The sequence below is a fragment of the Pseudomonas sp. 1912-s genome (assembly GCF_029269205.1).
In the GTDB taxonomy this organism is placed as follows: Bacteria; Pseudomonadota; Gammaproteobacteria; order Pseudomonadales; family Pseudomonadaceae; genus Aquipseudomonas.
In genome coordinates this window covers 22,724-47,689 of the sequence record NZ_JARIXR010000039.1, presented here as the reverse complement: position 1 = coordinate 47,689, position 24,966 = coordinate 22,724, and the positions used below count along the sequence as shown (strand labels likewise).

Annotated in this window: 20 protein-coding genes and 1 pseudogene; 5 read left to right on the top strand and 16 right to left on the bottom strand. The window is 61.9% G+C overall.

Going from position 1 to position 24,966, the window contains the following annotated elements; all coding sequences use genetic code 11:
• Positions 1–676: 676 nt before the first annotated feature.
• The 3 genes and pseudogenes from P3C29_RS29565 to P3C29_RS29555 all read right to left on the bottom strand — a co-directional run.
• Positions 677–2,041, bottom strand: a pseudogene (locus P3C29_RS29565) (FAD-binding oxidoreductase); the annotation flags it as partial.
• Entirely contained in the window at positions 1,972–3,060 is a 1,089-nt protein-coding gene (locus tag P3C29_RS29560; RefSeq protein ID WP_003219153.1) for a polyamine ABC transporter substrate-binding protein, read from the bottom strand. The pseudogene P3C29_RS29565 and the gene P3C29_RS29560, both read right to left, overlap by 70 nt.
• Before the next feature lie 34 nt (positions 3,061–3,094).
• Positions 3,095–4,453, bottom strand: a complete 1,359-nt coding sequence (locus P3C29_RS29555) for a glutamine synthetase family protein (RefSeq protein WP_003219154.1) — start codon at positions 4,451–4,453, stop codon at positions 3,095–3,097.
• Positions 4,454–4,594: 141 nt separating this feature from the next.
• On the opposite strand from P3C29_RS29555, the gene P3C29_RS29550 reads away from it, so the two are divergent.
• Positions 4,595–5,506, top strand: a complete 912-nt coding sequence (locus tag P3C29_RS29550) for a helix-turn-helix domain-containing protein (protein ID WP_029616086.1) — start codon at positions 4,595–4,597, stop codon at positions 5,504–5,506.
• 134 nt (positions 5,507–5,640) lie between these two features.
• Here the strand turns inward: P3C29_RS29550 and P3C29_RS29545 are convergent, their stop codons facing one another.
• Genes P3C29_RS29545 through P3C29_RS29535 form a run of 3 tightly spaced genes read right to left on the bottom strand, consistent with a single transcriptional unit; the run spans position 5,641 to position 8,777 of the window.
• Entirely contained in the window at positions 5,641–6,744 is a 1,104-nt protein-coding gene (locus tag P3C29_RS29545; protein ID WP_275966112.1) for an acetoin dehydrogenase dihydrolipoyllysine-residue acetyltransferase subunit, read from the bottom strand.
• Positions 6,741–7,760, bottom strand: coding sequence for an alpha-ketoacid dehydrogenase subunit beta (locus tag P3C29_RS29540; protein WP_275966111.1), 1,020 nt, complete (start codon positions 7,758–7,760; stop codon positions 6,741–6,743). The genes P3C29_RS29545 and P3C29_RS29540 overlap by 4 nt, the downstream gene beginning before the upstream one ends.
• Positions 7,761–7,799: 39 nt before the next feature.
• Positions 7,800–8,777: a thiamine pyrophosphate-dependent dehydrogenase E1 component subunit alpha gene (locus tag P3C29_RS29535; protein ID WP_275966110.1), complete on the bottom strand. Its 978-nt coding sequence runs from the start codon at positions 8,775–8,777 to the stop codon at positions 7,800–7,802.
• Positions 8,778–9,087: 310 nt separating this feature from the next.
• Between P3C29_RS29535 and P3C29_RS29530 the strand changes: the two genes are divergently transcribed.
• Positions 9,088–10,953: a sigma-54-dependent Fis family transcriptional regulator gene (locus P3C29_RS29530; RefSeq protein ID WP_275966109.1), complete on the top strand. Its 1,866-nt coding sequence runs from the start codon at positions 9,088–9,090 to the stop codon at positions 10,951–10,953.
• A 111-nt stretch (positions 10,954–11,064) separates the two neighbouring features.
• On the opposite strand, the gene P3C29_RS29525 is transcribed toward P3C29_RS29530, so the two are convergent.
• Complete coding sequence (locus P3C29_RS29525) at positions 11,065–11,844, bottom strand: acetoin reductase (RefSeq protein WP_010175295.1); 780 nt, start codon at positions 11,842–11,844, stop codon at positions 11,065–11,067.
• Positions 11,845–12,034: 190 nt separating this feature from the next.
• Here P3C29_RS29525 and P3C29_RS29520 point away from each other — a divergent pair, with 190 nt between their 5' ends.
• Complete coding sequence (locus P3C29_RS29520) at positions 12,035–14,179, top strand: TonB-dependent siderophore receptor (RefSeq protein WP_275966108.1); 2,145 nt, start codon at positions 12,035–12,037, stop codon at positions 14,177–14,179.
• On the opposite strand, the gene P3C29_RS29515 is transcribed toward P3C29_RS29520, so the two are convergent.
• From P3C29_RS29515 to P3C29_RS29505, 3 genes are all read right to left on the bottom strand, one after another.
• Positions 14,180–14,617 carry a carboxymuconolactone decarboxylase family protein gene (locus tag P3C29_RS29515; RefSeq protein WP_275966107.1) on the bottom strand — a complete coding sequence of 146 codons (438 nt, stop codon included), beginning with the start codon at positions 14,615–14,617 and terminating at the stop codon, positions 14,180–14,182.
• Between the two features lie 95 nt (positions 14,618–14,712).
• Entirely contained in the window at positions 14,713–15,744 is a 1,032-nt protein-coding gene (locus P3C29_RS29510) for a catalase family peroxidase (RefSeq protein WP_275966106.1), read from the bottom strand.
• A 51-nt stretch (positions 15,745–15,795) separates the two neighbouring features.
• Positions 15,796–16,713 (bottom strand): anti-sigma factor, encoded by a 918-nt coding sequence (locus P3C29_RS29505; protein WP_242487039.1) that lies wholly within the window; start codon positions 16,711–16,713, stop codon positions 15,796–15,798.
• Between the two features lie 437 nt (positions 16,714–17,150).
• On the opposite strand from P3C29_RS29505, the gene P3C29_RS29500 reads away from it, so the two are divergent.
• Entirely contained in the window at positions 17,151–17,690 is a 540-nt protein-coding gene (locus tag P3C29_RS29500) for an RNA polymerase sigma factor (protein ID WP_010175305.1), read from the top strand.
• Between the two features lie 40 nt (positions 17,691–17,730).
• Here P3C29_RS29500 and P3C29_RS29495 read toward each other — a convergent pair whose 3' ends face one another.
• Positions 17,731–18,768, bottom strand: a complete 1,038-nt coding sequence (locus tag P3C29_RS29495) for an AraC family transcriptional regulator ligand-binding domain-containing protein (RefSeq protein WP_275966105.1) — start codon at positions 18,766–18,768, stop codon at positions 17,731–17,733.
• Between the two features lie 203 nt (positions 18,769–18,971).
• Here P3C29_RS29495 and P3C29_RS29490 point away from each other — a divergent pair, with 203 nt between their 5' ends.
• Positions 18,972–19,913, top strand: coding sequence for a transporter (locus tag P3C29_RS29490; protein WP_201122971.1), 942 nt, complete (start codon positions 18,972–18,974; stop codon positions 19,911–19,913).
• Between the two features lie 115 nt (positions 19,914–20,028).
• Here the strand turns inward: P3C29_RS29490 and P3C29_RS29485 are convergent, their stop codons facing one another.
• The 5 genes from P3C29_RS29485 to P3C29_RS29465 form a co-directional block, all read right to left on the bottom strand.
• Positions 20,029–21,243: a DSD1 family PLP-dependent enzyme gene (locus P3C29_RS29485; protein ID WP_275966115.1), complete on the bottom strand. Its 1,215-nt coding sequence runs from the start codon at positions 21,241–21,243 to the stop codon at positions 20,029–20,031.
• 53 nt (positions 21,244–21,296) lie between these two features.
• Positions 21,297–22,625: a D-arabinono-1,4-lactone oxidase gene (locus tag P3C29_RS29480; protein WP_275966114.1), complete on the bottom strand. Its 1,329-nt coding sequence runs from the start codon at positions 22,623–22,625 to the stop codon at positions 21,297–21,299.
• Positions 22,626–22,702: 77 nt separating this feature from the next.
• Positions 22,703–23,071: a cytochrome c5 family protein gene (locus P3C29_RS29475; protein WP_201122968.1), complete on the bottom strand. Its 369-nt coding sequence runs from the start codon at positions 23,069–23,071 to the stop codon at positions 22,703–22,705.
• A gap of 142 nt (positions 23,072–23,213) precedes the next feature.
• On the bottom strand, positions 23,214–23,966 hold the full coding sequence (locus tag P3C29_RS29470; RefSeq protein WP_177045869.1) for an outer membrane beta-barrel protein: 753 nt from the start codon (positions 23,964–23,966) through the stop codon (positions 23,214–23,216).
• A 124-nt stretch (positions 23,967–24,090) separates the two neighbouring features.
• On the bottom strand, positions 24,091–24,921 hold the full coding sequence (locus P3C29_RS29465; RefSeq protein ID WP_275966104.1) for an arylamine N-acetyltransferase: 831 nt from the start codon (positions 24,919–24,921) through the stop codon (positions 24,091–24,093).
• Positions 24,922–24,966: the final 45 nt, after the last annotated feature.

Below are 24,966 nucleotides of genomic sequence, written 5' to 3'. Positions count from 1 at the left end.
CTCCGCGGGCCGCCGCGACGGGGCGTCCCTGCCCCGTCGCGGCTAAACCGGCGTCCTGCCGGTTTACCCGCTCCGTACTACCTGCGTTCGGCCAGCGTGGTTTAACGGGGCGCCCAAGATCAAGATCAAAAGCAGATCAACAGCACAGCGGCCTACAGGCCGGCTTGAGTGGTGTGAAGCAAAGGCAAGATCAAAATCAAAATCTACAGCGGGCACGGTCAAATGTGGGAGCTGGCTTGCCTGCGATAGCATCGCCTCGGTGTACCTGAAAAACCGAGGTGTCTGCATCGCAGGCAAGCCAGCTCCCACAGAAAAGCAGCTCTGTTTTCGCTTTGGCTTTTGATCCGGCTTCTACCACTCAAGCCGGCCTGTAGGCCGCTGTGCTTTTGCTTTTGATCTTGATCTGGCTCTGACTGCCCCAATAAGCCCGAGGCCGAACGCAGGGATTGAGGAGCGGGTAAACCGGCAGGACGCCGGTTTAGCCGCGACGGGGCAGGGACGCCCCGTCGCGGCGGCCCGCGGAGCAATGCCGGAGTGAGGGAACACCGAGCCTGGGCGAGGTGCCGACAGGCGGGGCAGAGCCCTTTGCTTACTTTGGGGCTCTTCCAAAGTGAGTCGCTGTAAGAGCGAAACCATAAGCCGCCGTTACCGAAGAAACGGATATGTACACAATCAATCACCCCACCATCTCCCGCACCCGATACCACAACATCCCCAACGCCAGCAGCGGCGAACGCAATACCTTCCCCCCCGGGAAAGTCATATGCGGCACCTGGCTGAAAATATCCAGCCCACGGCTCTGCCCCACCTGAATCCCCTCCGCCAACAACCGCGCACACCAATGCGTCACGTTAAGCCCATGCCCCGAATACCCCTGGGCATAAAACACATTCGGATGCTGCTTCAACCGCCCCACCTGCGGAAACCGGTTAGCCGTAATCCCAATCTTCCCCCCCCACTGAAACTCAATCGCCGTATCCACCAGTTGCGGAAAAACCTTGAGCATCTTCGGCCGCATATACCCCGCGATATCCACCGGATCACGCCCCGAATAATGACAAGCCCCGCCAAACAACAACCGCCGATCCGCCGAAAGCCGGTAGTAATCCAGCCCCACTTTCTGATCACACAAAGCAAGATTTTGCGGGATCAACTGGTTGGCCACCTCCACCGGCAGCGGCTCAGTCGCAATGATGTAGCTCCCCGCCGGCAACACCTTGCCACTCAACTTCGGCTCCAGCTCCTCCAGATGCGCATTACACGCCAGCACCAGGCTCCCGGCCCGCACGGTGCCAGACGCGCAGCGCACCTGCACCGTCTCACCATGAATCAACTCCAGCACCGGGCTGTCTTCAAAGATCCGCACACAGAGTGATTCGGCTACCGCCGCCTCCCCCAATACCAGGTTCAGCGGGTGCAAATGCCCGGAGCCCATGTCCACCAGGCCACCGGCATACACACTTGAGCCCACGACCTGCGCCATATCCTGCGGTGCCACCAACCGCGTTTCAGGCGCATACCCCAAGGCAGCCAGGCTCTCCAGCTCCCCCTGAAACGCCGCGAACTGCGCCGGCGTATTTGCCAACTCACAAAACCCCCAGCGCAGGTCGCAGTCAATCCCGTGCTCGCGGATCCGCTCGCCCACCAGCACCACCGAATCAATCCCGGCCTGTTGCAGGTAACGCACACCCTCCTCGCCCACGTATTTGGCAAAGCCCGACACGTCATGCCCGATCCCGCGAATCAACTGCCCGCCATTGCGCCCGCTGGCGCCCCAGCCGATGCGACGGGCCTCCAGCAGGACCACCGACAGCCCGCGCTGGGCCAATTCAATGGCGGTGTTGACCCCGGTGAATCCACCGCCGATCACACACACATCGGCCGTCAGGTCAGCCCCCAGCGCTGGGCGCCGGGGCATGGCGTTGGCCGAAGCCAGGTAATAGGAACGGGCGTGGTCGGACGGGGAACGGTTCATTTGTTGGTCTTCACTTTGCTCCAGGACCGCGTCATCAAGCGCATGACGGCAGGCGTCGGGGTGGTGGAAATGTAGAGTTTGTCGAGCACTTCCTGGGACGGGTAGATCTCGGGGTTGTTCACCAGTTCCGGCGCCATGAAGGCCTTGGCCGCCGGGTTCGGATTGGCGTAGCCGACGCTGGCGCTGACCTTGGCGATCACTTCAGGGTCCAGCAAGTAGTTGATAAAGGCGTGGGCCGCTTTCGGGTTGGCGGCGTCTGCCGGGATGGCCAGCAGGTCGAACCACAGGTTGCTGCCTTCCTTGGGGATCGAGTAGGCGATGTTCACGCCGTTCTTGGCTTCCTTGGCGCGGTTGGCGGCCTGGAAGACATCGCCGGAATAACCGAAGGCCACGCAGATGTCACCGTTGGCCAGGTCCGAGATGTACTTGGAGGAATGGAAGTAGGTGATGTACGGCCGCAAGGTCAGCAGCTTGGCTTCAGCCTGTTTGTAGTCTTCGGGATTCTCGCTGCGCGGGTCCTTGCCCATGTAGTTGAGGATCGCCGGGAACAGTTCGTCCGCCGAGTCGAGGAACGCTACACCGCACTCATGCAGCTTCTTGATGTTCTCCGGTTCAAACAGCACCGCCCAGGAGTCGATATGGTCGATGCCCAGCACCTGCTTGACCTTGTCGACGTTGTAGCCGATGCCGTTGGTGCCCCACAGGTACGGCACCGAGTGCTCGTTGCCCGGGTCGTTTTTCTCCAGCAGCTTGAGCAGTTTGGGGTCGAGGTTCTTGAAGTTGGGCAACTGCGAGCGGTCCAGTTTCAGGAATGCCCCGGCCTTGACCTGGCGTGCCAGGAAGTGGTTGGACGGCACTACCACGTCGTAGCCGGTGCGGCCGGCCAGCAGCTTGCCCTCCAGGGTTTCGTTGGAGTCGAACACGTCATAGATCACCTTGATCCCGGTCTTGGCCTGGAAATCGGCCAAGGTGGTCTCACCGATGTAGTCGGTCCAGTTGTACACACTGACCGTCTGCGCGGCGTGGCCCGCGCTGCTGAACAACGCCGCCAAGGCCAGCGGGAGAAGCTTTTTCACCAGACGCATATCGACACCCCTTTGGTTTTTTTAGTGTGGTTTCTCAGACGCTCAGCAACAGGAACTCACGCTCCCAGGAACTGATCACCCGCTTGAAATTCTCGTGTTCGGCCCGCTTGACCGCGACGTAGCCGCGTACAAACTTGTCCCCCAGGTACTGCTTGACGGTGTCGCACTCTTCCATGCGCGCCAGGGCGTCTTCGATGGTGATCGGCAGGCGCAGGTTGCGGCGCTCATAGGCACGGCCTTCCACCGGCGCACTGGGCTCGACCTTTTCGATCATGCCGAGGTAGCCGCACAGCAGGCTCGCGGCAATGGCCAGGTAAGGGTTGGCGTCGGCGCCCGGCAGGCGGTTTTCCACGCGCATGGCGTCGGGGCTGGAACTCGGCACCCGCAGGCCGACGGTGCGGTTTTCTTCGCCCCACTCGACGTTGACCGGTGCCGAGGTGTCCGGCAGGAAGCGGCGGAATGAGTTCACGTTGGGCGCAAACATCGGCAACAGCTTGGGGATGTACTTCTGCAAGCCGCCGATGTGGTTCAGGAACAGTTGGCTCTTGTTGCCGTGCTCATCGACAAACACCTGCTTGCCGGTGGCGATCTCCACCACGCTCTGGTGCAGGTGCATGGCGCTGCCGGGCTCGTCGGCCACGGGCTTGGCCATGAAGGTGGCCGCCACGTTGTGCTTGAGCGCCGCCTCGCGCAGGGTGCGTTTGAACACGGTGATCTGGTCGGCGAGGTCCAGGGCATCGCCGTGGCGGAAGTTGATTTCCATCTGCGCCGGGCCGTCTTCGTGGATCAGCGTGTCGAGGTCCAGGCCCTGGGCTTCGCACCAGTCGTAGACGTCTTCGAACAGCGGGTCGAATTCGTTGGCGGCGTCGATGGAGAACGACTGGCGTCCACTTTCGGCACGGCCGGAACGGCCCAGCGGGGTCTTCAGCGGCAGGTCCGGGTCTTCGCAGCGCTGGGTCAGGTAGAACTCCATTTCCGGTGCGACAATCGGCTGCCAGCCTTGGTCGGTGTAGAGCTGCAGGACCTTTTTCAGCACGTTGCGCGGCGACAATTCGATGGGGTTGCCCTGCTTGTCGAAGGTGTCGTGGATCACGATGGCGGTGGGCTCGATGGCCCACGGCACCACGTAGGTGGCGTTGGACACCGGGCGGCAGATCATGTCGATGTCGGCCGGGTCCAGCAGGTCGTAGTAGATGTCATCGTCGACAAAGTCCCCGGTTACCGTTTGCAGCAACACACTTTCCGGCAGGCGCATGCCTCGCTCATGCAGGAACTTGTTGGTGGGCGAAATCTTGCCGCGTGCGATGCCAGTCAAATCGCTGATCACGCATTCGACTTCGGTAATCTTGTGTTCTTTCAGCCAGGCGGACAGCTGATCGAAGGGGGCGTTCATAAGGACCTCGTCATGGGTTGGATGATGCGCCGACGGGCTTCCCTCGCGGCGCATTGAGGTCTATCTTGGGCCAGCCGTCCAACGGCATCTATCCACTTTGTACCAACCACAACGCACCAATAGAGTGCGCCCAGGTTACCCATGACACAGGCAACAGCTTTGCGCGTACAGGCCTTCACCACCGGTGATGTGGTCGCTCAATGCAGTGCGACACCCGGTTGGGTGCAGCAGTACCAGCAGATGTCCCCGGGGCATTTTGCCGGGCAGATTCGCTACCTCGACCTGCAAGGTGTCGAGGTGTATGAAGAGCGGATGAACACCCGGGTGGAGCAGAATTTCAATGCGCCGCCGGGCTCCCTGGCGTTCTGTTTCGATGGCAGCGATAACGCGCTGTATGTGCTCAATGGCGAGAGCCGCAACACCTGGATCACCCCGGAGAACTACCGCGAAGTGGCCGTGGTATTCGGGCCGCAGTTTGTCCAGCGCCATGGCCTGGACGTGGCAAAGCTGGAGGGGTTGTTCATGGCCCCGCTCAACTCCCTGCAAAACCCGTTGTTCAGCCGCTGGCTCAGCGGCACGCTGACGCGACTGTCGGCGACGCTTGACCCGCCGAGCCGCGATGCCCTCACTCAACAGTTGCTGGACGATTGCCTGTTCATCCTCGACAACGCCTGCGTGTGCCTGGACCAGGGCTCATTGCAGCGGCGTACCGAGGAGCGAACCCTCATGGCGCGCATTGGCGAATGGGCGGCGGATGTGCCGGATGAAACGGTCAACCTGCTGGAACTGGCGCGCATCGCCGGGGTGCCGTTGCGCCAGTTGCAGCATGGGTTCAAGACGTATACCGGGATGAGTCCGGCGCAGTGGTTGAGGTTGCGCCGGCTGAACAGTGCACGGCGGGAGTTGCTGAACCCACCGTCAGCGGACACCACCGTGGCCGAGGTGGCGATGAACTGGTCGTTCTGGCATTTGGGGCGGTTTTCCAACAGTTACCGGGCGTTGTTTCAGGAGTTGCCGAGCGAGACCCTGAAGCGCCACCAAAAACACCGCTGACCTTCTGATGATGGGATTTCTGTGGCGAGGGGGCTTGTCCCCCGTTGGGCTGCGAAGCGGCCCCAAAAAAAAGCGGGAGCGCTTCGCACTCCAACGGGGGACAAGCCCCCTCGCCACAAAAGCGCCCTTATTTTTCAGGAATATTTTTTGAGAAACGCCAGCATCAACTGATTCACCCGCTCCGCCGCCTCCAACTGCACCATATGCCCCTGCCCCGGCAGTATCTCCACTTGAGCCTCCAACCCTTGGGCATGGCCCGCCGGGATGATTGCATCCTTACTGCCCCAGATCACCAGGCTCGGCTGCTGCCCCACCACACTGCGCAGATCCACCAACTGCCGACCACCGCTGAACAACGTCCCGGTGATCTGGCGCAGTGCCTGATCCACACCCTCCAGCCGCTTGAACTTGAGCATGTCCTCCAGCATCTGCCGGGTGACCAGCGCCGGGTCGCTGAACAGTTGGACCAGCTGCGGCTTGAGCGCATTGCGGTTGCTCGCCTCGATAAAGCCTTGCAGGTAATCAGCGTTGATTTGCGCCCCCAACCCGGCACTGGCGATCAAGGTCAGGGAAGCCACACGCTGCGGTGCCACGCGGGCGATGTTCAGGGAGACCAACCCACCCATGGAATGCCCGGCGAGGTGCACGCGGTCAATCTTCAGGTGATCCAGCAGCGCCAATACCGCCTGGCTCAGCTCATCAAGATCACCGGTTTGCAGGGACTTGCCCGACTCGCCATGCCCCGGCAAATCCAGGGCAACCACCCGCCGTTCAGCCGCGAGCGCCGGGTGGTTGAACAGCCAGTTATTCAGGTCGCCACCAAAACCATGCACCAGCACCAGCGGTGTGCCGCCCTCCCCCAACTCCAGATAGCGCAGCAGGCGCCCGCCCACTTCGACCTTTTGCGCCGACGGGCCGCTGGCTTGCGCCTCGGCGGCACTGGAAACGAACCCGGCCTGGAACGTCTCGATCACCGCATCAATCTCGGCCTCGCTGGCCTCGCCCTCCACCACGATTGCCAGCAATGCCCCTATCGGCAAGGTCTCATCGCTGTGGGCCAACACCCGCCGCAGCACCCCGCTGAACGGCGCCTCGACGCTGCTGGAGATCTTGTCAGTCTCGACATCCAGCACTTCTTCGCCCTTCTCCACCCGGTCGCCCGGCTGCTTGAGCCAGACATCAACCCGGCCTTCGGTCATCGACAGGCCCCACTTGGGCATGGTCAGTGTGTGGATCATGCGGCGTTCCTCTTGTCGGCGATCTTCAGCACGGCCGCTTCGATCTTCGCTGCGTTGGGGATGTACAGGTCTTCCAGGGCATCAGAGAACGGCACCGGCGTGTGGGGCGCGGTGACCATTTCGATCGGTGCGCGCAGGAAGCGGAACCCCCGTTGCGCCACCAACGCACTGATATCCGTGGCGATGGAGCAGCGCGGGTTGGACTCGTCGATCACCACCAGGCGCCCGGTTTTTTCCACGCTTTCGAGGATGCTGTCTTCGTCCAGCGGGCTGGTGGTGCGCAGGTCCAACACTTCGCAGTCGATGCCTTGGCGCGCCAGGCTGGCCGCCGCTTCCAGGGCGACATGCACCATGCGCCCGTAGGTCACCAGGGTCACGTCGTTGCCTTCGCGCACGAAATTGGCCTCGCCGAACGGCACGGTGTACAGCTCTTCCGGCACGTCGCCCTGGAGGCTGTAGAGCATTTTGTGTTCGAGGAAAATCACCGGGTCGTTGTCGCGGATCGCCTGGATCAGCATGCCCTTGGCGTCATAGGGCGTGGCCGGGCACACCACCTTGAGCCCGGGGATATGGGTCCACATCGAGGTGAGCATCTGCGAATGCTGGGCCGCCGCACGCAGGCCGGCGCCGTACATGGCGCGCACCACCAACGGCGTGGTGGTCTTGCCGCCGAACATGTAGCGAAACTTCGCCGCCTGGTTGAGCAACTGGTCGAGGCAGCAGCCGATAAAGTCGACGAACATCAACTCGCACACCGGGCGCATGCCGCGGGTGGCCGCGCCGACGGCCATGCCCACGTAGCCGACTTCGGAAAGTGGCGCGTCCAGCACGCGGTCGGGGAATTCCGGGTACAGGCCTTTGGTGACACCCAGCACGCCGCCCCAGGCGTCCTGCTCACCCGGCGAGCCGGTGCCGCCGGACACGTCCTGGCCGATGATGAACACGCTCTGGTCGCGGCGCATTTCCTGGGCCAGGGCTTCGTTGATTGCCTGCTGATAGCTGATTTTTCGAGCCATGATGACTTCTCCACGGATTGTTTTTGTAGTGGGTGGCGATTAGCGGTAGGCGACGTAGACGTCGCTGAGCAGGTCGGCGGCCTGGGGTTTGGGATCGGACTTGGCCAGGCGCACGGCGTCTTCGATCAATAGCGCGACTTCGGCGTCGATGCGCTCGAACTGCGCCGCGTCCAGCCAGCCTTCTGCGGTGCAGCGCTGGCGAAACAGGCTCAGGCAGTCGCCGGTTTCCCGCAGGTTTTTCACTTCATCCGGGCCGCGATAGGTTTGCGCATCACCTTCGAAGTGGCCATAGAAGCGGCTCAGTTTGACTTCCACCAAGGTCGGCCCTCTGCCGCTGCGGGCCCGCTCTACGGCGACGCCAAGGGCTTGGTGCACGGCGAAGAAATCGTTGCCATCGACGATCACCCCCGGCATCCCAAAGCCCACGGCGCGCTCGGCAATGTCCTTGCAGGCCACCGACCAGCCTGACCCGGTGGCTTCGGCATAGCCGTTGTTCTCGGCCACGAACAGGCACGGCAGGTTCATGATCGATGCCAGGTTCATCGCTTCAAACACCGCGCCCTCGTTGGAGCCGCCGTCGCCAAAAAATGCGACCGCCACGCCCGCGCTGCCCTTGAGCTTGGCCGCCAGGGCCGCGCCGGCTGCCAACGGTGCACCGGCGCCGACAATGCCGTTGGCGCCGAGCATGCCCTTCTCCTGGTCGGCGATGTGCATGGAGCCGCCCTTGCCGCCGCACACTCCGGTTTTCTTGCCGTAGATCTCGGCCATCATGCCGAACACATCCACGCCCTTGGCGATGCAATGCCCGTGGCCACGGTGGTTGGAGGCGATGCAATCTTCATCGTTGAGGTGGGCCATGACCCCGGCGGCACTGGCTTCCTGGCCGGCATACAAATGCACGAAACCAGGGATCTCGCCGGTGGCGAATTCCACGTGCAGGCGTTCTTCGAAATCACGGATGGTGCGCATCACGGTGTAGGCATGAAGCAGTTGATCGGTGGACAGGTGAGTGGACATCTTGTTGTTCTCCAGGTTGTCTCGACACACAAAAGGCTGGATCAGGCCAGCTGCAAGGCTCTCAGCACGGCCTGTGCCAATCTGTCGATAAACCCGGCAAAGCCTTGATCCAGAGCAGCTGCCCGCAGTCGCGGCCAGGCCACCATGGCCCATTCAATGAGACGCGCCGTTGCAACCTGCCCGCAGCGTCTCAGGCACGATGAGACGCTGCGTCTCACCCCGGGCAGTTGGTCAGGCCGCCCTTGTCCGTCCCGGCCCATGGGCGCTTAATGGCGGGCATAACAACAAGGATCGAGAACCGGAGGCTTCAATGCTCGCCGTGAACTCCAAGGACCATGTCGACTGTGTCAGCCGCGTGGTACGCAATGCCGACCGCCTGCCCCAGGCCCCGGTGCCGTCGCTGATATTTGATTCCTGGCGCCGCTCCATGGAGCAGCACCACCTCGACCCCGGTTCCCTGCAAGGGCCGCGCATCCTCACCAGCACCCTGCTCAAGGAATGCCGCGAACGCGCCGAGCTGTTCATGCGCATCGCCAGCGAGGAAGTCGGGCAGATTCACAACCGGGTACGGCACGCCGATTACTGCGTGATGCTCACCGACGCCCAGGGCCAGACCATCGACCACCGTGTGGACGCCGGCATTCGCAATGATTGCCGCAAAGCCGGCCTGTACCTCGGCACCTGCTGGTCGGAAGCCGAGGAAGGCACCTGCGGCGTGGCCACGGTGCTGACCAGCAAGGCGGCGGTCACCGTGCACAAGCGCGACCACTTTCGCGCGGCGTTTATCGGCCTGACCTGCTCCGCCGCCCCGATTTTCGATCCCCAGGGCAACCTGCTCGGCGTGATGGACGCGTCGGCCCTCAAGTCCCCGGATGACCGGCGCAGCCAGCACCTGGTACGGCAGATGGTGGCGCAGAGCGCGCGGGCCATCGAGAACGCGTTTTTCATGCACAGCGCCCGGCAACATTGGGTGTTGCAGGCTCACAGCACGCCGGGATACGTCGATAGCCAGCCAGACATGCTGCTGGCATGGGATCAGGACGGGCGGCTGCAAGCCTTGAACAGCAAGGCCCGGCAGGCGCTGCGATTGCGCTTCGGGCAATTGCCGGAGCATATCCGTGAAGTGTTTGACCTGGACGCGTTGCGCGCCGTGACCGACCAATCGACGCAACAGCTGCACTGGCTCGGCGAGCCCGGCGCGCTGCAGGTGCGGGTCAGTGCGCCACGGCGTAAAGCGGCGCCTGCGGCGGCTTCTTTGAGTCAACAGACAGACCCGCGTGTGGAAGAGCACCTGCGCCTGGCCGTGCGGGTCAAGGACCGCAACCTGCCGGTGCTGGTGCAGGGCGAGACCGGCGCTGGCAAAGAGGTTTTTGCCCGTCAGTTGCATGAACGCAGCGCCCGCCGTGACGGGCCGTTTGTAGCAGTGAACTGCGCGGCAATTCCGGAGAACCTGATTGAAAGCGAGCTGTTCGGCTACGTGGCCGGGGCATTTACCGGAGCCTCCAGCAAGGGCATGACCGGGTTGCTGTTGCAGGCCGATGGCGGCACGTTGTTTCTCGACGAGATCGGCGACATGCCCCTGGCCTTGCAGACACGCCTGCTGCGGGTGATGGCCGAAGGTGAAGTGGCACCGCTGGGCGGGGCAAAAACCCGCGCGGTGGACATCCAGGTGATCTGCGCCAGCCATCGGGATTTGTCGGCGCTGGTGAGTGCCGGAAGCTTTCGTGAGGACCTGTATTTCCGACTGGGTTGTGCGCGGTTCTGCGTACCACCATTGCGGGAGCGGACGGACAAGCTGGCGTTGATCAACCGGCTGCTGGCGCAGGAAGCGCGGCACAGCGGCACTTCGGTAGGGATCACATCCGCCGCGCTGGAGTTGCTGCTGGGTTACGCCTGGCCGGGGAATGTGCGGCAGCTGCGGCATGTGCTGGCGTATGCGTGTGCGGTGTGTGACGGAGGGACGGTGCAGTTGGCGGATTTGCCGGTGGAGGTTCGCGGTGAGGCAGTAGTGGCTGAAGCATCGGAGAGCGTCAGCCCGGAGCGGCAGTGGGTGCTGGATGCACTGATTCGGCATCGCTGGAAGCCGCTGGCGGCGGCGCAGGCGCTGGGGATTTCCAGGGCGACGTTGTATCGGCGGGTTAACCAGCTGGGGATCGATATGCCCGGGAAGCACTGACCCAACACCTTCAAATGTAGGAGCTGGCTTGCCTGCGATTGCAGTGTTTCAGTCGATACATCTGGCGACTGTTGCACCGCTATCGCAGGCAAGCCAGCTCCCACATTTGGCTCAGCGGTACAGAATCCCGCCATCAATCAACGGCGCTTGCCCGGTCATGTAATCCGAATCCGGCCCCGCCAGGTACGACACCAACCCCGCCACGTCCTCCGGCGTTTCCGCCCGGCCCAAGGCAATCCCATCCACATACTTCTTGTACGTCGCCCCCACCTCGGCGCCGGTAATCTCGGCCATGCGCTTGTCGATCTCGACCCACATGTCCGTGCCCACCACGCCCGGGCAATAGGCGTTGACGGTAATCCCGTCACTGGCCAATTCCCTGGCCGCCGCCTGGGTCAGTGCGCGCACGGCAAACTTGGTGGCCGAGTACACCCCGAGCAAGGCAAAGCCTTCATGGCCGGCAATCGAGCAGGCATTGATGATCTTGCCCTTCTGCTTAAGGGCCTTGAATTTCTTGCCGGCGGCCTGGATGCCCCAGAGGGTGCCCTGCACATTGATACGCAACGTGCGGTCGACCTGTTCCGGGGTCACGTCCAGCAGCGCGTCGATTTGCGCGACGCCGGCGTTGTTGATGATGATGTCGAAGCCGCCCAGGGTCTGGTGGGCGTGTTCGACCGCCGCGACCACCTGCTCCAGCTGCGAGACATCGGCGACAAACACCGAGGCCTTGCGCCCCAGTGCCACGACCTCGGCCGCCACCGCTTCGATCTTGGCGCTGTTGATGTCCACCAACGCGATGTCGGCGCCGTCCCGTGCCAGGCGCAGGGCGATGGCCCGGCCGATGCCCTGCCCGGCGCCGGTCACCAGCGCAACTTTTCCAGCAATACTCATGACAATCTCCTTCAACGGTGAGAGAAGCCTTGTCTATCGCAGGTGCCAGGCACGGCTGTCGAGCGGCAGCAGGATCGGTGTGCGGGCTGAGACGGGATGTCTCAAAGCGAATCATTCTCGAAAACTTGTAAAACGTCGCCGTTATGCCTAGCTTATGCGCCCTCCGCTCTGCGCTCTCAGGCCTTCCCCCATGGTTTTGCGTCTTCGCCCCGCTGTCCCTTCACGTTTCGCCCTAGGCCTGCTGCTCAGCGCAGGTATCGGTAGCAGCCAGGCGGCTGACATTGAACTGCCGGAGGTGAAGGTTCAGGGCCAGGATGAGTCCGGCTATAACACCGACACCGCGTCGGTGGGCGGTTTCAACGAGGCGCCGTTGCTCGACACGCCCGCCTCGATCGCGGTGTTCAACGAGTCGCTGATCAAGGATCAACAGGCGCGCTTGCTCAGCGAAGTGCTGCGCAACGACGCCTCGGTGGGCGACAGCTACGCGCCCATCGGCTACTACGAAAACTTCGTGGTGCGCGGCTTCTCGCTGAATGCCGCCAGCAGCTACAAGATCAACGGCCGCACCATCACCGGCGAGCAGAACGTTGCCCTGGAAAACAAGCAGCGCGTGGAGCTGCTCAAGGGATTGTCGGGTCTGCAAAGCGGGATTTCCGAGCCCAGTGGCGTGATCAATTACGTGACCAAGCGCCCGGAGGATGTGCGCTCGGTGACGGTGTCCACCGATGACCGTGGCAGTGGTTACCTGGCCACCGACGTGGGCGGCTGGTTCGGCAGCGAGCAGCAGTTCGGCCTGCGCGCCAACGTGGCCCATGAAGACCTCAACTCCTATGTCGAACATGCCAATGGCCACCGGGACTTCCTGTCCCTGGCGTTCGACTGGAACATCAGCCCCGACGCGGTCTTGCAACTGGATGCGGAGTATCAGAACAAGCAGCAGCGCTCGGTGCCGGGCTATCAGTTACTGGGCGGGACCGAGGTGCCGCACAACGCATCGCCGAAGAAACTGCTGGGGCATCAGAGCGGCGCGAACCAGGTGGGGATCGATTCGCTGAACCTCAATGGCAAGTTTGAGTACCGCTTCAATGACCAATGGAAAGGCAGCGTGAGCGCGGCGCGCAGCAAGGTGGTGATTGATGATTACAGTTCGTTTGCGTGGGGTGGCGACACTGCCGGCAACCAGAACTACTTCAGCCCGGAAGGCGACTATGGCATCTACGACTTCCGCAGCCCGGATGACACCCGGCGCGATGATGAAATCCAGGCGGCGATGACGGGGCTGTTCAATACCGGTGGCCTTGGGCATGAGCTGACGTTTGGCACGAGCGCGTTTCGTCGCGTGATCGACAAACGCGAGTCGATCAATGAGTGGATCGGCACAGGCAACATCAATCAGCAGCCCGAGAATTTTCCGCGTTACGCAGGTGCGCTGAACGACAGCCACCGCAACCTCGACAGCCGCCAATACGGCCTGTTTGTCACTGATCGCATCAGCTTCAACGAACAATGGCAGACCATCGTGGGCGGCCGCGAAGTACGCCTGGACGAAAAGGCCTTCGATGATCAGGGCAATGAATCGCGCCACACTCAGCAGTATGTGTTCCTGCCCCAGGCGGCGCTGATCTACAAACCGATCGAAAACCTGTCGCTCTACACCAGCTATAGCAAAGGCCTGTCCCTGGGTGGGCAAGCGCCTTGGTTCGCGCTGAACAACGGTGAAACCCTCGCCCCAACGGTCTCTCGCCAGATCGAAGCCGGTGTGAAATACGACTGGCGCCGCATCAGCTTCGCCGCCGCCCTCTTCCAGACGCGCCAGGCCTATCAATACGCCAGGCCCGACGACGCGGGAACGTTCACCTACGTGCAACAAGGCGAACAGAAAAACACCGGCCTGGAATTATCGGCTAACGGCTGGGCCACCCAACGCTTGCAGATTGCCGCCAGCGTCGCAGCAATTCGCGCACGGGTGACGGGCAGCGGCACACCGGAATACGAAGGCCATCAGGCGATCAACGTGCCGAAGCTGCGGGCGAGTGTGTATGCCGATTACGCCCTGCCCTGGGTCGACGGCCTGGCGTTGCTGGGCGGCGTGCAATACAGCGCCAGCAAGTACGCCAATCGCACCGGTGATGTGGAAGTGGGCGACTACGCCATCGTCAATGTCGGTAGCCGCTACACCACCAGACTCGATGGTTATGAAACGGTGTTCCGCCTGAGCGTCGACAACCTGTTCGACAAGCGTTACTGGCGCGATACCGGCGAATACCTGGGGGATGACTACCTGTTCCAGGGCGCGCCGTTGACGGCGCGCTTGAGTGCAACAGTTAACTTCTAACTACTTGGGCATCTTGCGAAAGCCCACCGCCAGGCGGTTCCAGCTGTTGATGGTGGCAATCGCCACGCTCAGGTCGACTTGCTCCTGGGCGCTGAAATGGGCAGCCAGTTCGGTGAAGTCTTCATCCGGCGCGTGGGTGTGGCTGATCAGGGTCAGGCTTTCAGCCCAGGCCAGCGCGGCGCGTTCACGGGGGGTGAAGAACGGCGTTTCACGCCAGGCCGAGACGGTGTACAGGCGACGCTCGGTTTCACCCCCCTTGCGGGCGTCGGCGGTGTGCATGTCGAGGCAGAAGGCGCAGCCGTTGATCTGTGAGACGCGCAGGCGCACCAGCTCCAGCAGCGGCAGTTCGATGGACAGTTTGCCGACGGCGCCTTCCAGGGCGAGCATGGCTTTCATGGCGTCCGGGGAGGCGGTGTAGAAGTCGGTGCGAGTTTGCATGGTGGTACTCCAGAGCAGTGGGGATTGGTGTCTAGAGTAGTGAGCCGGGCGCGTCGGACAAATAGCCAATCCGGGGGAAGATCAGGTAGCCAATCTCAGTGCCCGGCCTGCTCCGCGACCCGCCGCTTGTGGGACTCGGCATACGCGGCCTCGCGGGCCAGCAGCAAAGGGTCGTCGGAGGGTTCGATCCCTGCCGGCAATTCCAGCGGGTTGAAGTCGATATCGCGGCAGGCGCCGTCGATCTGCGGTTGTTGGCGGTCGATCACCAGCACGCCGGCGTCGATCTGCCGACGCTGCTCTTCGGGCCAGCGCAGGGTGGCGTCGGTGGTGGGGTCGCCGGGTTCCGCCAGGGTGATCATCAGGTGCCAGCGCGCCGGCGACTGCGCGACCCGATGGGCAAAACCAAACGCCAGGAAGTCCGGGTCGCTGCCCTCGGCGGCGGTCATCGGTGTGTAGGCCGTCTCGGGCACCATGCTCCAGCGCACAAACCGCACCTGGCCCCGGGCGTTGGTCATGCGGAACGCATTCACGCTATAGAACGCGGTGTTGTCGAAACCGGACGACGCAGGATGGTCCGCCAGCCAGGCTTCGAACGGCTGAATCTCCGGATGCGCCTGTTTGAAGGCGTTCATCTTCTGCGGGTCGGGGCCGCTGCCGCCGTACTCCGGCATCGAGGCCCGCAACTGCTCGTAGAGGCCTTCGGGCGTGTTGACCGGGAACACCGGCACCGAATTCATCGCGGTGTACCAGGTTTGGCCGTCGGCGCCGGTGAGGCTCAGGGCCATGCTGCGGATCATGCCATGGGCATCGGCCTGGGCCGGGTCGCCCCCGGCAGCAGACAGCCGGCCGAGCACCGGTACGCTGCCGCGCTGTAACACCTGGGCGCTGGAGATCTCTACCGCCTGACCACTGCCGTCAAACCTGCCGGTGATGCACAAGCCCTTGGCATGGTTGCGCCGGAATCCGGGATGGGCCCGACCGGCCGCCGCTTCCATCTCATCGACGATTTGTGCGGCAGTGGGTGACGGCGAAAACGTGGAGGCCAGCCACCCCGCGTGATAGCCCCAGGTACCGAGGGCAAGGGTGACAGCTGCGAGGGGGAACATCAGACGATGGCGCTTTTTCATCAAACTACCTGGAACCGCAGCATTGGGATCCAATGCTCGATCCCGGTACTGTCATTTCTGGATATCAGCGACCCACAGTGGTGCGCGGGAAACCGCGAACAACTGGCCGGCCGTGCGGTCTGCGACAAGCCGCGCCACAGCCTTGAGGTCCACGCCTTCTGGCTCGCCGATCAGCGCGTAGCCCAGCTCAGACTGGCGCCAGGTAACAACGTTCATTTGTGCCACGCTTTGCTGCGTCAGGGACTGGTCAGGCTTGGGTTCCTTCATCACGCAGAGGGCAACCGGTGCACCGTTCTCGGGCAGGTAGACCAGCTGGATCAGCGCCTTGTTGTTGAAGCGCAGGCGTTGCACACGTTTGAAGGTCAGCCCGGCGGAACTCAGGTCCGGCACGCGCAGCGCAAGGCCGTCGACCTCGCGAATATCGGCCAGGGTCTTGGTCACCACATCGGTCGGCTGGGCGCCGTAGTCCACGGTCTCACGGGTATAAAGATGCTGATAGGCAGCCGCCTGCTGAACCCATGGCAAGGTCTGGGCAACGGCCGGCGCGGTGGCGTCAAAACCGGGCTTGAGCACGCCATTGAGCACACCCACTTGCAGCACCAGCGCATAGCAGGCGGCACCGGCGGCGAAGGTCAGGGCCATCCATGCAAATTTAGGTCGGGACTGGCCGAACAAGCGGGCAAAAACGCTGTCTTTTCTAGCAGCCACGGGGGCAGACGCCGGCGCGGTGGTCTGGGCAGCCGAATGCTGAGCCGCCAGGGCCGCAATATTGAGCTTCAGGCTCTCGGGCACCGGCGGCAGTTTCTGCCGGGCAAACGCTTCCTCATAAGGCAGGCAGGAAGCCATCAACCGGGAGACGCGCTGGGCCAAATCCGGCGAAGCGTCCATAAGCCGCTCAAGCTCCTGGTTCTGTTGCGGCGTCAGTTCGCCGTCAACATAGGCCATAAGCAGGGCATCGTCCGCTACCATTGGGTCATCACTCCATTTATTCATCATGACTACGTTACGTGATCTCGGCCTTGTGGGCCAATGCGGCTGGTCAGCGGGTAGCTAGAAGCCATCATATTGATATCAATCATCGCGTTGCAACAACTGGAAACACTAAAAGGCAAACCGAAAATACTTTAAAACAGGAGCAAATACTCTAAGACAACACTTGGAATTCGAAAATATTCCCTCGGTCGTTTAAATATTATATGTTTCATCTTGTGTCTGTATCTTTCCCGTGACAATGGCACAATAATTTGTTGGCCCGCTTTGTGCTAATGCTCCAAATATCGCTATCCCGCACGCGCTTTCCAGGATCCTCAGCAACGCAAAGGACGCCCAGACATTGGCATCCGCTACGGCATGACCTCGTAGCCTGACCGCTCCATTTTAGGCATCACGAAATAATAAGAGGAAATATGTCGATCACCGGTGCAGATTTACCCGCACTGCTGCCAGAACTGCTGCCGCGCCTGTGGGCGTTCGCATTGCGGATTTCGGGCGACAAACACGATGCCGAGGATCTGGTCCAGCTTGCCTGTGTGCGTGCCTTGGAACGCTCCCATCAATTGCAGCCCGACACCTCGGTGTTGAGCTGGATGTTTTCGATTGTCCACTCCACCTGGATCAATGAACTGCGTTCACGCAAGGTGCGCAGCCGCTCGCGCATGGACTGGAACGACGAGTTCCTCGAAACCGTCAGCGACCCCGAGGCCCCCAACCCGGAGTCCGACCTGATGCACCGGCAGATTCTCGAGGCCGTGCACAAGCTGCCCGAAGGCCAGCGCGAGGTGATGTTGCTGGTGGGCGTGGAACGCTTCAGCTACAAGGAAGCCGCCGAAATGCTCGAATTGCCGATCGGCACCGTAATGAGCCGGTTGTCGCGGGCGCGTCAGGCGATCGGCGCGCTTTTTGATTCGCCGAAAAGCAAACCTTTGCGCGCTCGCTCAGACGCGTAATCAACACCTCCATGGCGTCCTGAAGGGACCACCCCAGGGATCACGCCAGCCCGCCTCCCTCCCCCCGAAACGCACTGGGGCTCAGCCCGGTCCAGCGCTTGAATGCCCGCCGAAAACTGCGCACATCGCTATAGCCCACTTCCTCGGTAATACGCTCGATGGACAACCCCGGATTGCTCAGCAACCCCATGGTTCGTGCCCGCCGTACCTGCTCCAGCAAACCTTCAAACGTCAGCCCGTGCTCGGTCAGCCGCCGCCGCAAGGTGCGCCCGCTCATGTTCAAGTCACCGGCGACCTTTTCCAGCTGGCTGCCTTGCAGATCGCGGGAAATCGCGCGCTCCACCGCCTGGATCAAATCCATTTTCTGGTGCAGTTGGGCGCTTTCCAGCTCGAGTAATTCCAGGGCCTGGCGCAAGGCCAGGGCATGGTGATTGGGCAAGCGCACGTCCAGCCAGTGACTGGCCAGGACCATACGGTTATGCAGGCAGCCAAAGCGCACATCCGCGCCAAACAGCTGGTGATAGTCGGCGACATAGGTGGGCGCAGCGTGGATAAATTCGACGCGCAGCGGCATGAAGCCCTCGCCCACCAAGGCCCGGCCATACACCATCAGGCTGGCGAAGAATTCCTCTGCGGCAAACACCTGTACTTCGGCGTAGGGCAGCAGGCATTCGATATCGACGAAAACTTCCTGGGCGCCCTCATGGGTGCGTGAGGTGGCGATGCCGCCGGAGGTGTGCTGATGGCGTTCGCCAATGGCAAAGGCATCGCGCAGGGTCTTGCACAGTGAAATCACATGCCCGAGCAGGCCCAGGGTGCCGAGTACGTTCTGATGGCCCACCCACAGGCCCAGCCCCTGATCGGGCAACACCTTGAGGGCACGCTGGATCATCGCGACCGCCTGGCGATAGGAAATCCGCTGGGCCGGGTCGTCCAGGTCAGCCAGGGTAAACCCCAGGCCACGGCACAGGTGCTCGGCACTCGCGCCCTTTTGCGCGACCACTTGTCCGAGGGTTTGCAGCAAAAATGGCGAGACCAGGGCCAGGTCATAGTGCGGATCAACGGCTTTCCTTTGCATGGATCTTCGATTCCCGACTGAGTGCTTCAGTTCTTGTTTTTGAAACATCCTGACAATCATAGGCGCTTGCAAGAGGCGCTGCACTCTGGATGAAAGCTGTCCGCCAAAGTCCCCCTATATGGCCGTTAATACCCTGCCCCGCCGGGCGCTCAGGGCTTATTTCTATAGGCAGCGTCGTCCTGATAATAATAATGAGCCCAGACATGAACACGACCCGTGCGTTTTACCCCGTGCAACTCGCCCTGTTGACCCTCATCAGCCTGCCGGCCCTGGCCACCGAAGGCGGTGTCGACAACATCGGCCCCGGTACCGACGGCTTCTATATCCTGCCGCTGGACGTGAACAACCTGCCGGACCATATGTTCGCCTTCAACATTTACTACAACCATTACGAAGCCAAAAAGCTCGATATCAGCTCCCTGGGCGGCAAGGTGCCGGATGTGAAGATCAAGTCCGACGCGATCATCCCGCGCCTGGACTACCTCAGCCCGCTGCGGGTATTCGGCGGGCGCCTGGGGGGTTACATCGCCCAGCCGTACCTGAAGCAACAGGTGTCGCTGTTCGGCATGTCCGACACCCGCGAGAGCATGGGCGACACCACGGTGGCGCCGATCATTCTCTGGGACCTGGGCACGAACCTGACCGTGGGTACCGCCCTGGAAATCACCCTGCCCACCGGCGAATACGACGCCTCGCGCCTGGCCAATACCAGCAACAATTTCTACACCTACAAGCCGCTGGTGTCGGCGACCTGGATGCCCAACGAACGCACCGAGCTGTCGATCAAGACCACCTACAGCTTCAACAAGGAAAACCCCGACACCCATTACCGTTCGGGGCAGATTTTCCACTTCGATTATTCCGCCAGCTACAAGGTCACCGACAACCTCAGCCTGGGGGTCAACGGCTACTACCTCAAGCAGACCACCGACGATAAGCAGTACGGGCACACGGTGGTGAATATCTACGGTGAAGACGTCGACGACGGGGTCAAGGGCCAGGTGTTTGCGATAGGTCCTGCGGTGTATTTCACCTTCCTCAAGTACGCCAGTGCGGAAGTGCGCTGGGCCAAGGAATTTGATGTGCAGAACCGGCCGGAAGGCGACATGTTGTGGGCGAAGCTGACGATTCCGTTTGCCCTGTAAACCCGATTGAAAATGTGGGAGCTGGCTTGCCTGCGATGCAGGCAACTCGGTTTTCAGTGATACCGAGGTGATGCTATCGCAGGCAAGCCAGCTCCCACATGTTGATCGGGTTTCTTCAGCTGTAGACCGGCCAGGTATCGACGATTTTTCCGCCGCGCACCGCCAGCAAATCGCCGAACTGCAACAGCACAAACTCACTCTGGGTCGGGCGCAGAAACACTTGGTCTTCCACGTTCAGCCCCACCTTGGGCGAACCATTGACCATCTCCTGATTGGAGCTGCGCCCGTACTGGTCATTACTCTGCAATCCCTTGGGCGATTCAAATTCAGCCATCCAGTTGCCCCCGTAGATAAAGAACGTGGCGCGCTGGTTTGCATCCCACCACGAGAACAACCGCGACTTGCCATCCAGCGCCGGAATATCCACCGCCCCGGTGCTTTTCAATACGGGCGTGGCGATATAAGCCGCCGGCAGGTGTTCACTCAGCGACGGCAAGTCATAGTGGGTCGGCTTGAGCAACGCCGTGCCCACCGACACCTCGCTGCTGAGTTTTTCCTGCTCGTGAATGCGATAACTCGGGCTGCCCGCCGTGTTCAATGTGAGCCCGTCATGCCACAGCGGCGCAAAGTGCTGGCGGGTGTAGTCCACATGGCCGTTGTAGCGCTGCATGACCTTCTCGAACAGATCCTGGGGCGAACCCAGAATGCCCGGTACTCCCATGCCCACAAACGGGTCGTACCCCATGAAGCCGCTGAATTCCAGCTGCTGCGGATGCGCGCTGATCAGCGTCAGCATCTGCCCCAGCACCGCGTTGTCGCTGATGCCGCCGCGATGCAGGCCCACATCCAGCTCGATATTGACCCGCAGCTTCGTGCCCAGGCCCTTAGCCAGCGCCAGGTATTGCTGCAAGCGTTCGGGGGTGTCCAGCAGCCATTGCAACTGCCGGGACGGGTCGAACGGGCCTTTGTGGGTTTGGTAAAACAGCTCGGCCGAACGCACCGGCAACGGCTTGCCCAGCAGGATATCGGCGTCGGGAAAGACCTGGGCATCGTGGTTCAGAAACGGCTGGTGAAACGACATCAGGCGTTGGGTGCCGGCACGCTTGGCGATGTAGGCCAGCAGCCCTGGCGAGGGCAAAGATTTCTCCACCAGCCGCAGGTGTTTGCCGCCACGTTGTACTGACTGCATCACCACATCGATGTTGTGGTCCAGCCGGTCGAGGTCAATCAGCATCACCGGGCGCATCGGGCCATGGGCCTTGAGTTCCTGATTCAGGCTGCGAAAGTACTCGGTGTACGGGCTGCCCCGGTCGCCCGGTCTTAGCAGCATGGCACCGCCTACCAGCAACACACCGGTGCCGAGCATGAAATGTCTGCGGTTCATCAGGCCACTCCCAGAATCGATGACAGGTGCGCATTAAGGAATTTGCCGCTGGGGTCCAGCTCGCGGCGCACCCGGGTAAACTCTTCCCAGCGCGGGTACAACGGCTGCAGGGTGCGCGCATTGAGGGTGTGCAACTTGCCCCAGTGCGGGCGGCCGGCGTATTTCCAGAAGATCGGTTCCACGGCGGCGAAGAAGTTGTGGTGGTCCATGGTGTAGTGCTGGTGCACGGAGATCGAACAGCTGTCGCGGCCCTCGAACATGCTCAGCGGAATGTCGTCGGCCTTGACGTAGCGGTACTCGATGGGAAACCAGGTACGCAGGTCCTTGTCGTTGATCAACTTGAGGATTTCCCGCAGGCAGGCCGGACCGTGTTCGGCGGGCACCGAATATTCCATCTCGTTGAAGCGCACATTGCGCACGTTGGCGTACACCTGGTACGACTCGGCGACGCGGTCTTCGAAGCTGGCGAAAAACCGCAGGCTGTTGAGCAAGGTGCGCCGGGCGTCGGGGAAATCACTGCCGTACTTGTCGAGCTTTTCGATGATCGACACAAACTCGTTGCCGCCCGCCTCGGCCGGGTCGACGGGCGGGGTTTCGGGGTCGGTGGTTTCATTCAGGGCGATGGACAGCGCGTAGTCGGAATGGGTCACCACGAGCATTTCCCAGTGCTGGTTTTCCCGGGTATTTTTCCCTACGTCCTCCAGCAATTCTTCGGTCTTGGCGATCCACTGGCGCTCCCGCAGGCGGTACGGCGTGCGGTTTTGCAAACGTACCCGGGTGGCCACGCCGAGGGCGCCGAGGGATACCCGGGCGGCGCTGAACACTTCAGGGTGACGGTGGGCGTCACAGTCCAGAACCTCGCCCTGGGCCGTCACCAGTTGCACGCCGGTGACGCAACCGGAATAAGAGGTGAAGCCCACGCCGGTGCCATGGGTAGAGGTGGAGATCGCCCCGGCCAAGGTCTGGTAATCGATATCCGCCATGTTCGGCAGCGCCTGGCCGACGTCTTTCAAGGCCTGGCCCATGCGCGACATCGGTGTGCCGGCGGCGAAGGTCGCCTGCAAGGTGTGCGGGTCATGCTCCAGCAGGCCGTTGAAATAGCTCAGGGACAGCAGCGTGCCGTCGGTGGGCACCAGGGCACTGAACGAATGGCCCGAGCCCACCGGCCGCACTTTTCCCGGAGCCTGGCCGATGACCTGCACCAGTTCGTCGAGGGTCTTGGGTGCCAGCCGCGCCAGGGGCAGGCAGGTTTGCGCCCCCGACCAGTTGCGCCAGGGAATCAGCCGCGGTGCCCGGGCCAGTTGGGCCAGCACCGGGTTACTGGTCAATGCCATGAACGCGCCGGCTACCGCGCCGCGTTGCAATAATTCTCGCCGTGAAAGCCCCATCGCCTACCCCGTTATTCTTATTGGATGTGTTGACCCGACATAAAACTGATCAGCCCCAGGAATTGCTCTTCGGAGCACTGCACGCACAGGCCCATGGGTGGCATGCCGTTGTAACCGTTGATGGTGTGGTCCAGCAGGGTGTCCGGGCCCTGGGCGATGCGCGGGTTCCAGGCCGGGCCGTCACCGGTCAGCGGCGCGCCGGAGGCCGGGTTGGCGTGGCACAGCTTGCAACTGGTGTCGTAGACCTGGGCCAGGGCTGCGTCGCCGGGCATGGCATTGGCCGCCGTGGCGCGTTCGGGGGGATGTTTCGGTTTGTCGCCGCAGGCTGTCAGCAGGCAGGTCACGGCCAGCAGCAGACTGATGCGACGGGGGTTGATTGCCCGCATAGCCACCCTCTCTCTTATTGTGTGAAAGCGTGATCCACACTAAGGCAGCCAGGGCGCGGCGTTGAGGGTATTGGGGGACAGAAAGGGGGGCTTGGGCGGACAGTCAAAGGTGGGGGTTGGCCCCCCACCCGCGCAACAGGTGTTAGAACGCTATACCGACCTTGAACCCATACTCGTCACGCTTGAGCTTGGTGTTGTCGGCCACGTAGGAGTCGCCGTCGAGTTTGTACTCGGTGCGGGTGTAGTACAGGCCCGCCATCACCGGCAGGTCGCCTTTCTGGTTCATCAACAGGCTGACTTCGGCGTACGGGTTGGTGCGGTCCTTGAGGTCCACGGTGTCGCTGCCGATGCCGTCGACCTTGAGCTTGGCGCGGCCATCAATGGTATGGCGGGCGCCCAGTTCAACGCGCATGGTCATGTCATCGAACTGGTGGTTGTAACCCAGTGCAGCCTTGGCGAACGGCGATTTGTTGGTGAGCTTCATGTCGTAGTCGCCCGAGTCCGGCTCGTAGCGGGTCCAGCTGTAGCCGCCGCCCACCAGCACGTCGACGAAGTTGCGCGCATCCAGCGCGGCACGCCAGCCGAGGTCGAGGTCGGCCTGGCCTTCCTTGAGCTTGTTGTCACTCTTTTCGCCGTACTTGGCTTCGATACCGGCCTGATAGATAAAGCCCGACTCGGCCGTCAGCTTGTTGCCGAAGTTGTAGAACAGACCGGCTTCAGGCATGTGGTCCTTGTCGCTTTCGCTACCGCCTTCCAGCTTGAAGTCGTTGTAGCTGCCAAGGATCCCGAAGGTGGAAATCGGGTCAGTCGGCGCCGCCGCGAACACCACACCCGGTGCCGCGATCAGGGCCAGGACCGAAGAATTCTTGAGGATTTTTCCGAATAGTTTGGACATCGTTTTACGTCTCCATTGTAGGTGGCAAATTATTCAGGAAACGGTTCGAACCCTCGCTTTGGCGAAAGGTTCGAATTAATTTGCACCTTTTTTCGAGGTAAAACGGTTCAGCGAAGGCTCTATATCAAGCCTCTTGAACGGGAGCCAGCAAACGCTCGAGAATGGGCCGCAACTGTGAGTGCTCCGGCAGCCGAATGCCAAAGCTGGCCTGCAACAGGCCCAGCAGCTCATCCACGTCCGCGATTGCACGCTTTTCACTGGCCCGGTCCAGGTAGTGAATCGCGTACTGGCCATTGTTCAGCGTGCGGCGAAATCCCGGGCCAATCAGTGCGACTTTCAACTGGCCGAGGAATGGCGAATCGGGGTGGGTGGAGACGTACCAGTTACCGATTTCGTAGTCGAAACGTGACTGCACCTGCAGGTCGAACACATACAAGCCGCGCCACTCACCGGCGACCTGCGCCCACAGGGTGTAACTGCCTTCGCTAAGGCTCAGGCGATAGGGCTCATGGGCGGTGGCCTGGGTGGCGTCGGTGTCCAGTTGCAGCGGGCTGGTGGGCACCATGCCACCAAAGCCGACATCGCTGATGTAACGCACACCGTCCAGCGTCACCAGGCTCAGGCGATGGGTGCGCGCCGTCAGTGCATCCGGCGGGCCGCCCATCACCACGCGGCCGGTAATGCCCCGCGCGTCGAAGCCCAACTCCTGCAGCAAGGCCAGGAACATCTGGTTTAGCTCGTAGCAATAACCACCCCGCCCGTCGAACAGGACTTTCTGCTCGACGCTCGGCAAGTCGATCGGCACCGGGGCATGCAGCAGGGTCGACAGGCTTTCGAACGCGAAGGTGCTGACGTGGCGCAACTGCAAATCCTGCAGGGTTTGCAGGGTCGGCGGTGGCGGCGTGTCGTAGCCCAAACGTTGCAGGTACAAAAGGCTGTGGGTCAGCTCTGGCATGACGCAATCCTGGCGTGGGTGGCAAAGACATCACTAATACCCCGA

Bases quoted from the DNA above. Each gene is read 5' to 3' on its own strand.
- P3C29_RS29560 (WP_003219153.1), bottom strand. From the start codon at position 3,060: ATGCGTCTGGTGAAAAAGCTTCTCCCGCTGGCCTTGGCGGCGTTGTTC.
- P3C29_RS29555 (WP_003219154.1), bottom strand. From the start codon at position 4,453: ATGAACGCCCCCTTCGATCAGCTGTCCGCCTGGCTGAAAGAACACAAG.
- P3C29_RS29550 (WP_029616086.1), top strand. From the start codon at position 4,595: ATGACACAGGCAACAGCTTTGCGCGTACAGGCCTTCACCACCGGTGAT.
- P3C29_RS29545 (WP_275966112.1), bottom strand. From the start codon at position 6,744: ATGATCCACACACTGACCATGCCCAAGTGGGGCCTGTCGATGACCGAA.
- P3C29_RS29540 (WP_275966111.1), bottom strand. From the start codon at position 7,760: ATGGCTCGAAAAATCAGCTATCAGCAGGCAATCAACGAAGCCCTGGCC.
- P3C29_RS29535 (WP_275966110.1), bottom strand. From the start codon at position 8,777: ATGTCCACTCACCTGTCCACCGATCAACTGCTTCATGCCTACACCGTG.
- P3C29_RS29530 (WP_275966109.1), top strand. From the start codon at position 9,088: ATGCTCGCCGTGAACTCCAAGGACCATGTCGACTGTGTCAGCCGCGTG.
- P3C29_RS29525 (WP_010175295.1), bottom strand. From the start codon at position 11,844: ATGAGTATTGCTGGAAAAGTTGCGCTGGTGACCGGCGCCGGGCAGGGC.
- P3C29_RS29520 (WP_275966108.1), top strand. From the start codon at position 12,035: ATGGTTTTGCGTCTTCGCCCCGCTGTCCCTTCACGTTTCGCCCTAGGC.
- P3C29_RS29515 (WP_275966107.1), bottom strand. From the start codon at position 14,617: ATGCAAACTCGCACCGACTTCTACACCGCCTCCCCGGACGCCATGAAA.
- P3C29_RS29510 (WP_275966106.1), bottom strand. From the start codon at position 15,744: ATGAAAAAGCGCCATCGTCTGATGTTCCCCCTCGCAGCTGTCACCCTT.
- P3C29_RS29505 (WP_242487039.1), bottom strand. From the start codon at position 16,713: ATGGTAGCGGACGATGCCCTGCTTATGGCCTATGTTGACGGCGAACTG.
- P3C29_RS29500 (WP_010175305.1), top strand. From the start codon at position 17,151: ATGTCGATCACCGGTGCAGATTTACCCGCACTGCTGCCAGAACTGCTG.
- P3C29_RS29495 (WP_275966105.1), bottom strand. From the start codon at position 18,768: ATGCAAAGGAAAGCCGTTGATCCGCACTATGACCTGGCCCTGGTCTCG.
- P3C29_RS29490 (WP_201122971.1), top strand. From the start codon at position 18,972: ATGAACACGACCCGTGCGTTTTACCCCGTGCAACTCGCCCTGTTGACC.
- P3C29_RS29485 (WP_275966115.1), bottom strand. From the start codon at position 21,243: ATGCTGCTAAGACCGGGCGACCGGGGCAGCCCGTACACCGAGTACTTT.
- P3C29_RS29475 (WP_201122968.1), bottom strand. From the start codon at position 23,071: ATGCGGGCAATCAACCCCCGTCGCATCAGTCTGCTGCTGGCCGTGACC.
- P3C29_RS29470 (WP_177045869.1), bottom strand. From the start codon at position 23,966: ATGTCCAAACTATTCGGAAAAATCCTCAAGAATTCTTCGGTCCTGGCC.
- P3C29_RS29465 (WP_275966104.1), bottom strand. From the start codon at position 24,921: ATGCCAGAGCTGACCCACAGCCTTTTGTACCTGCAACGTTTGGGCTAC.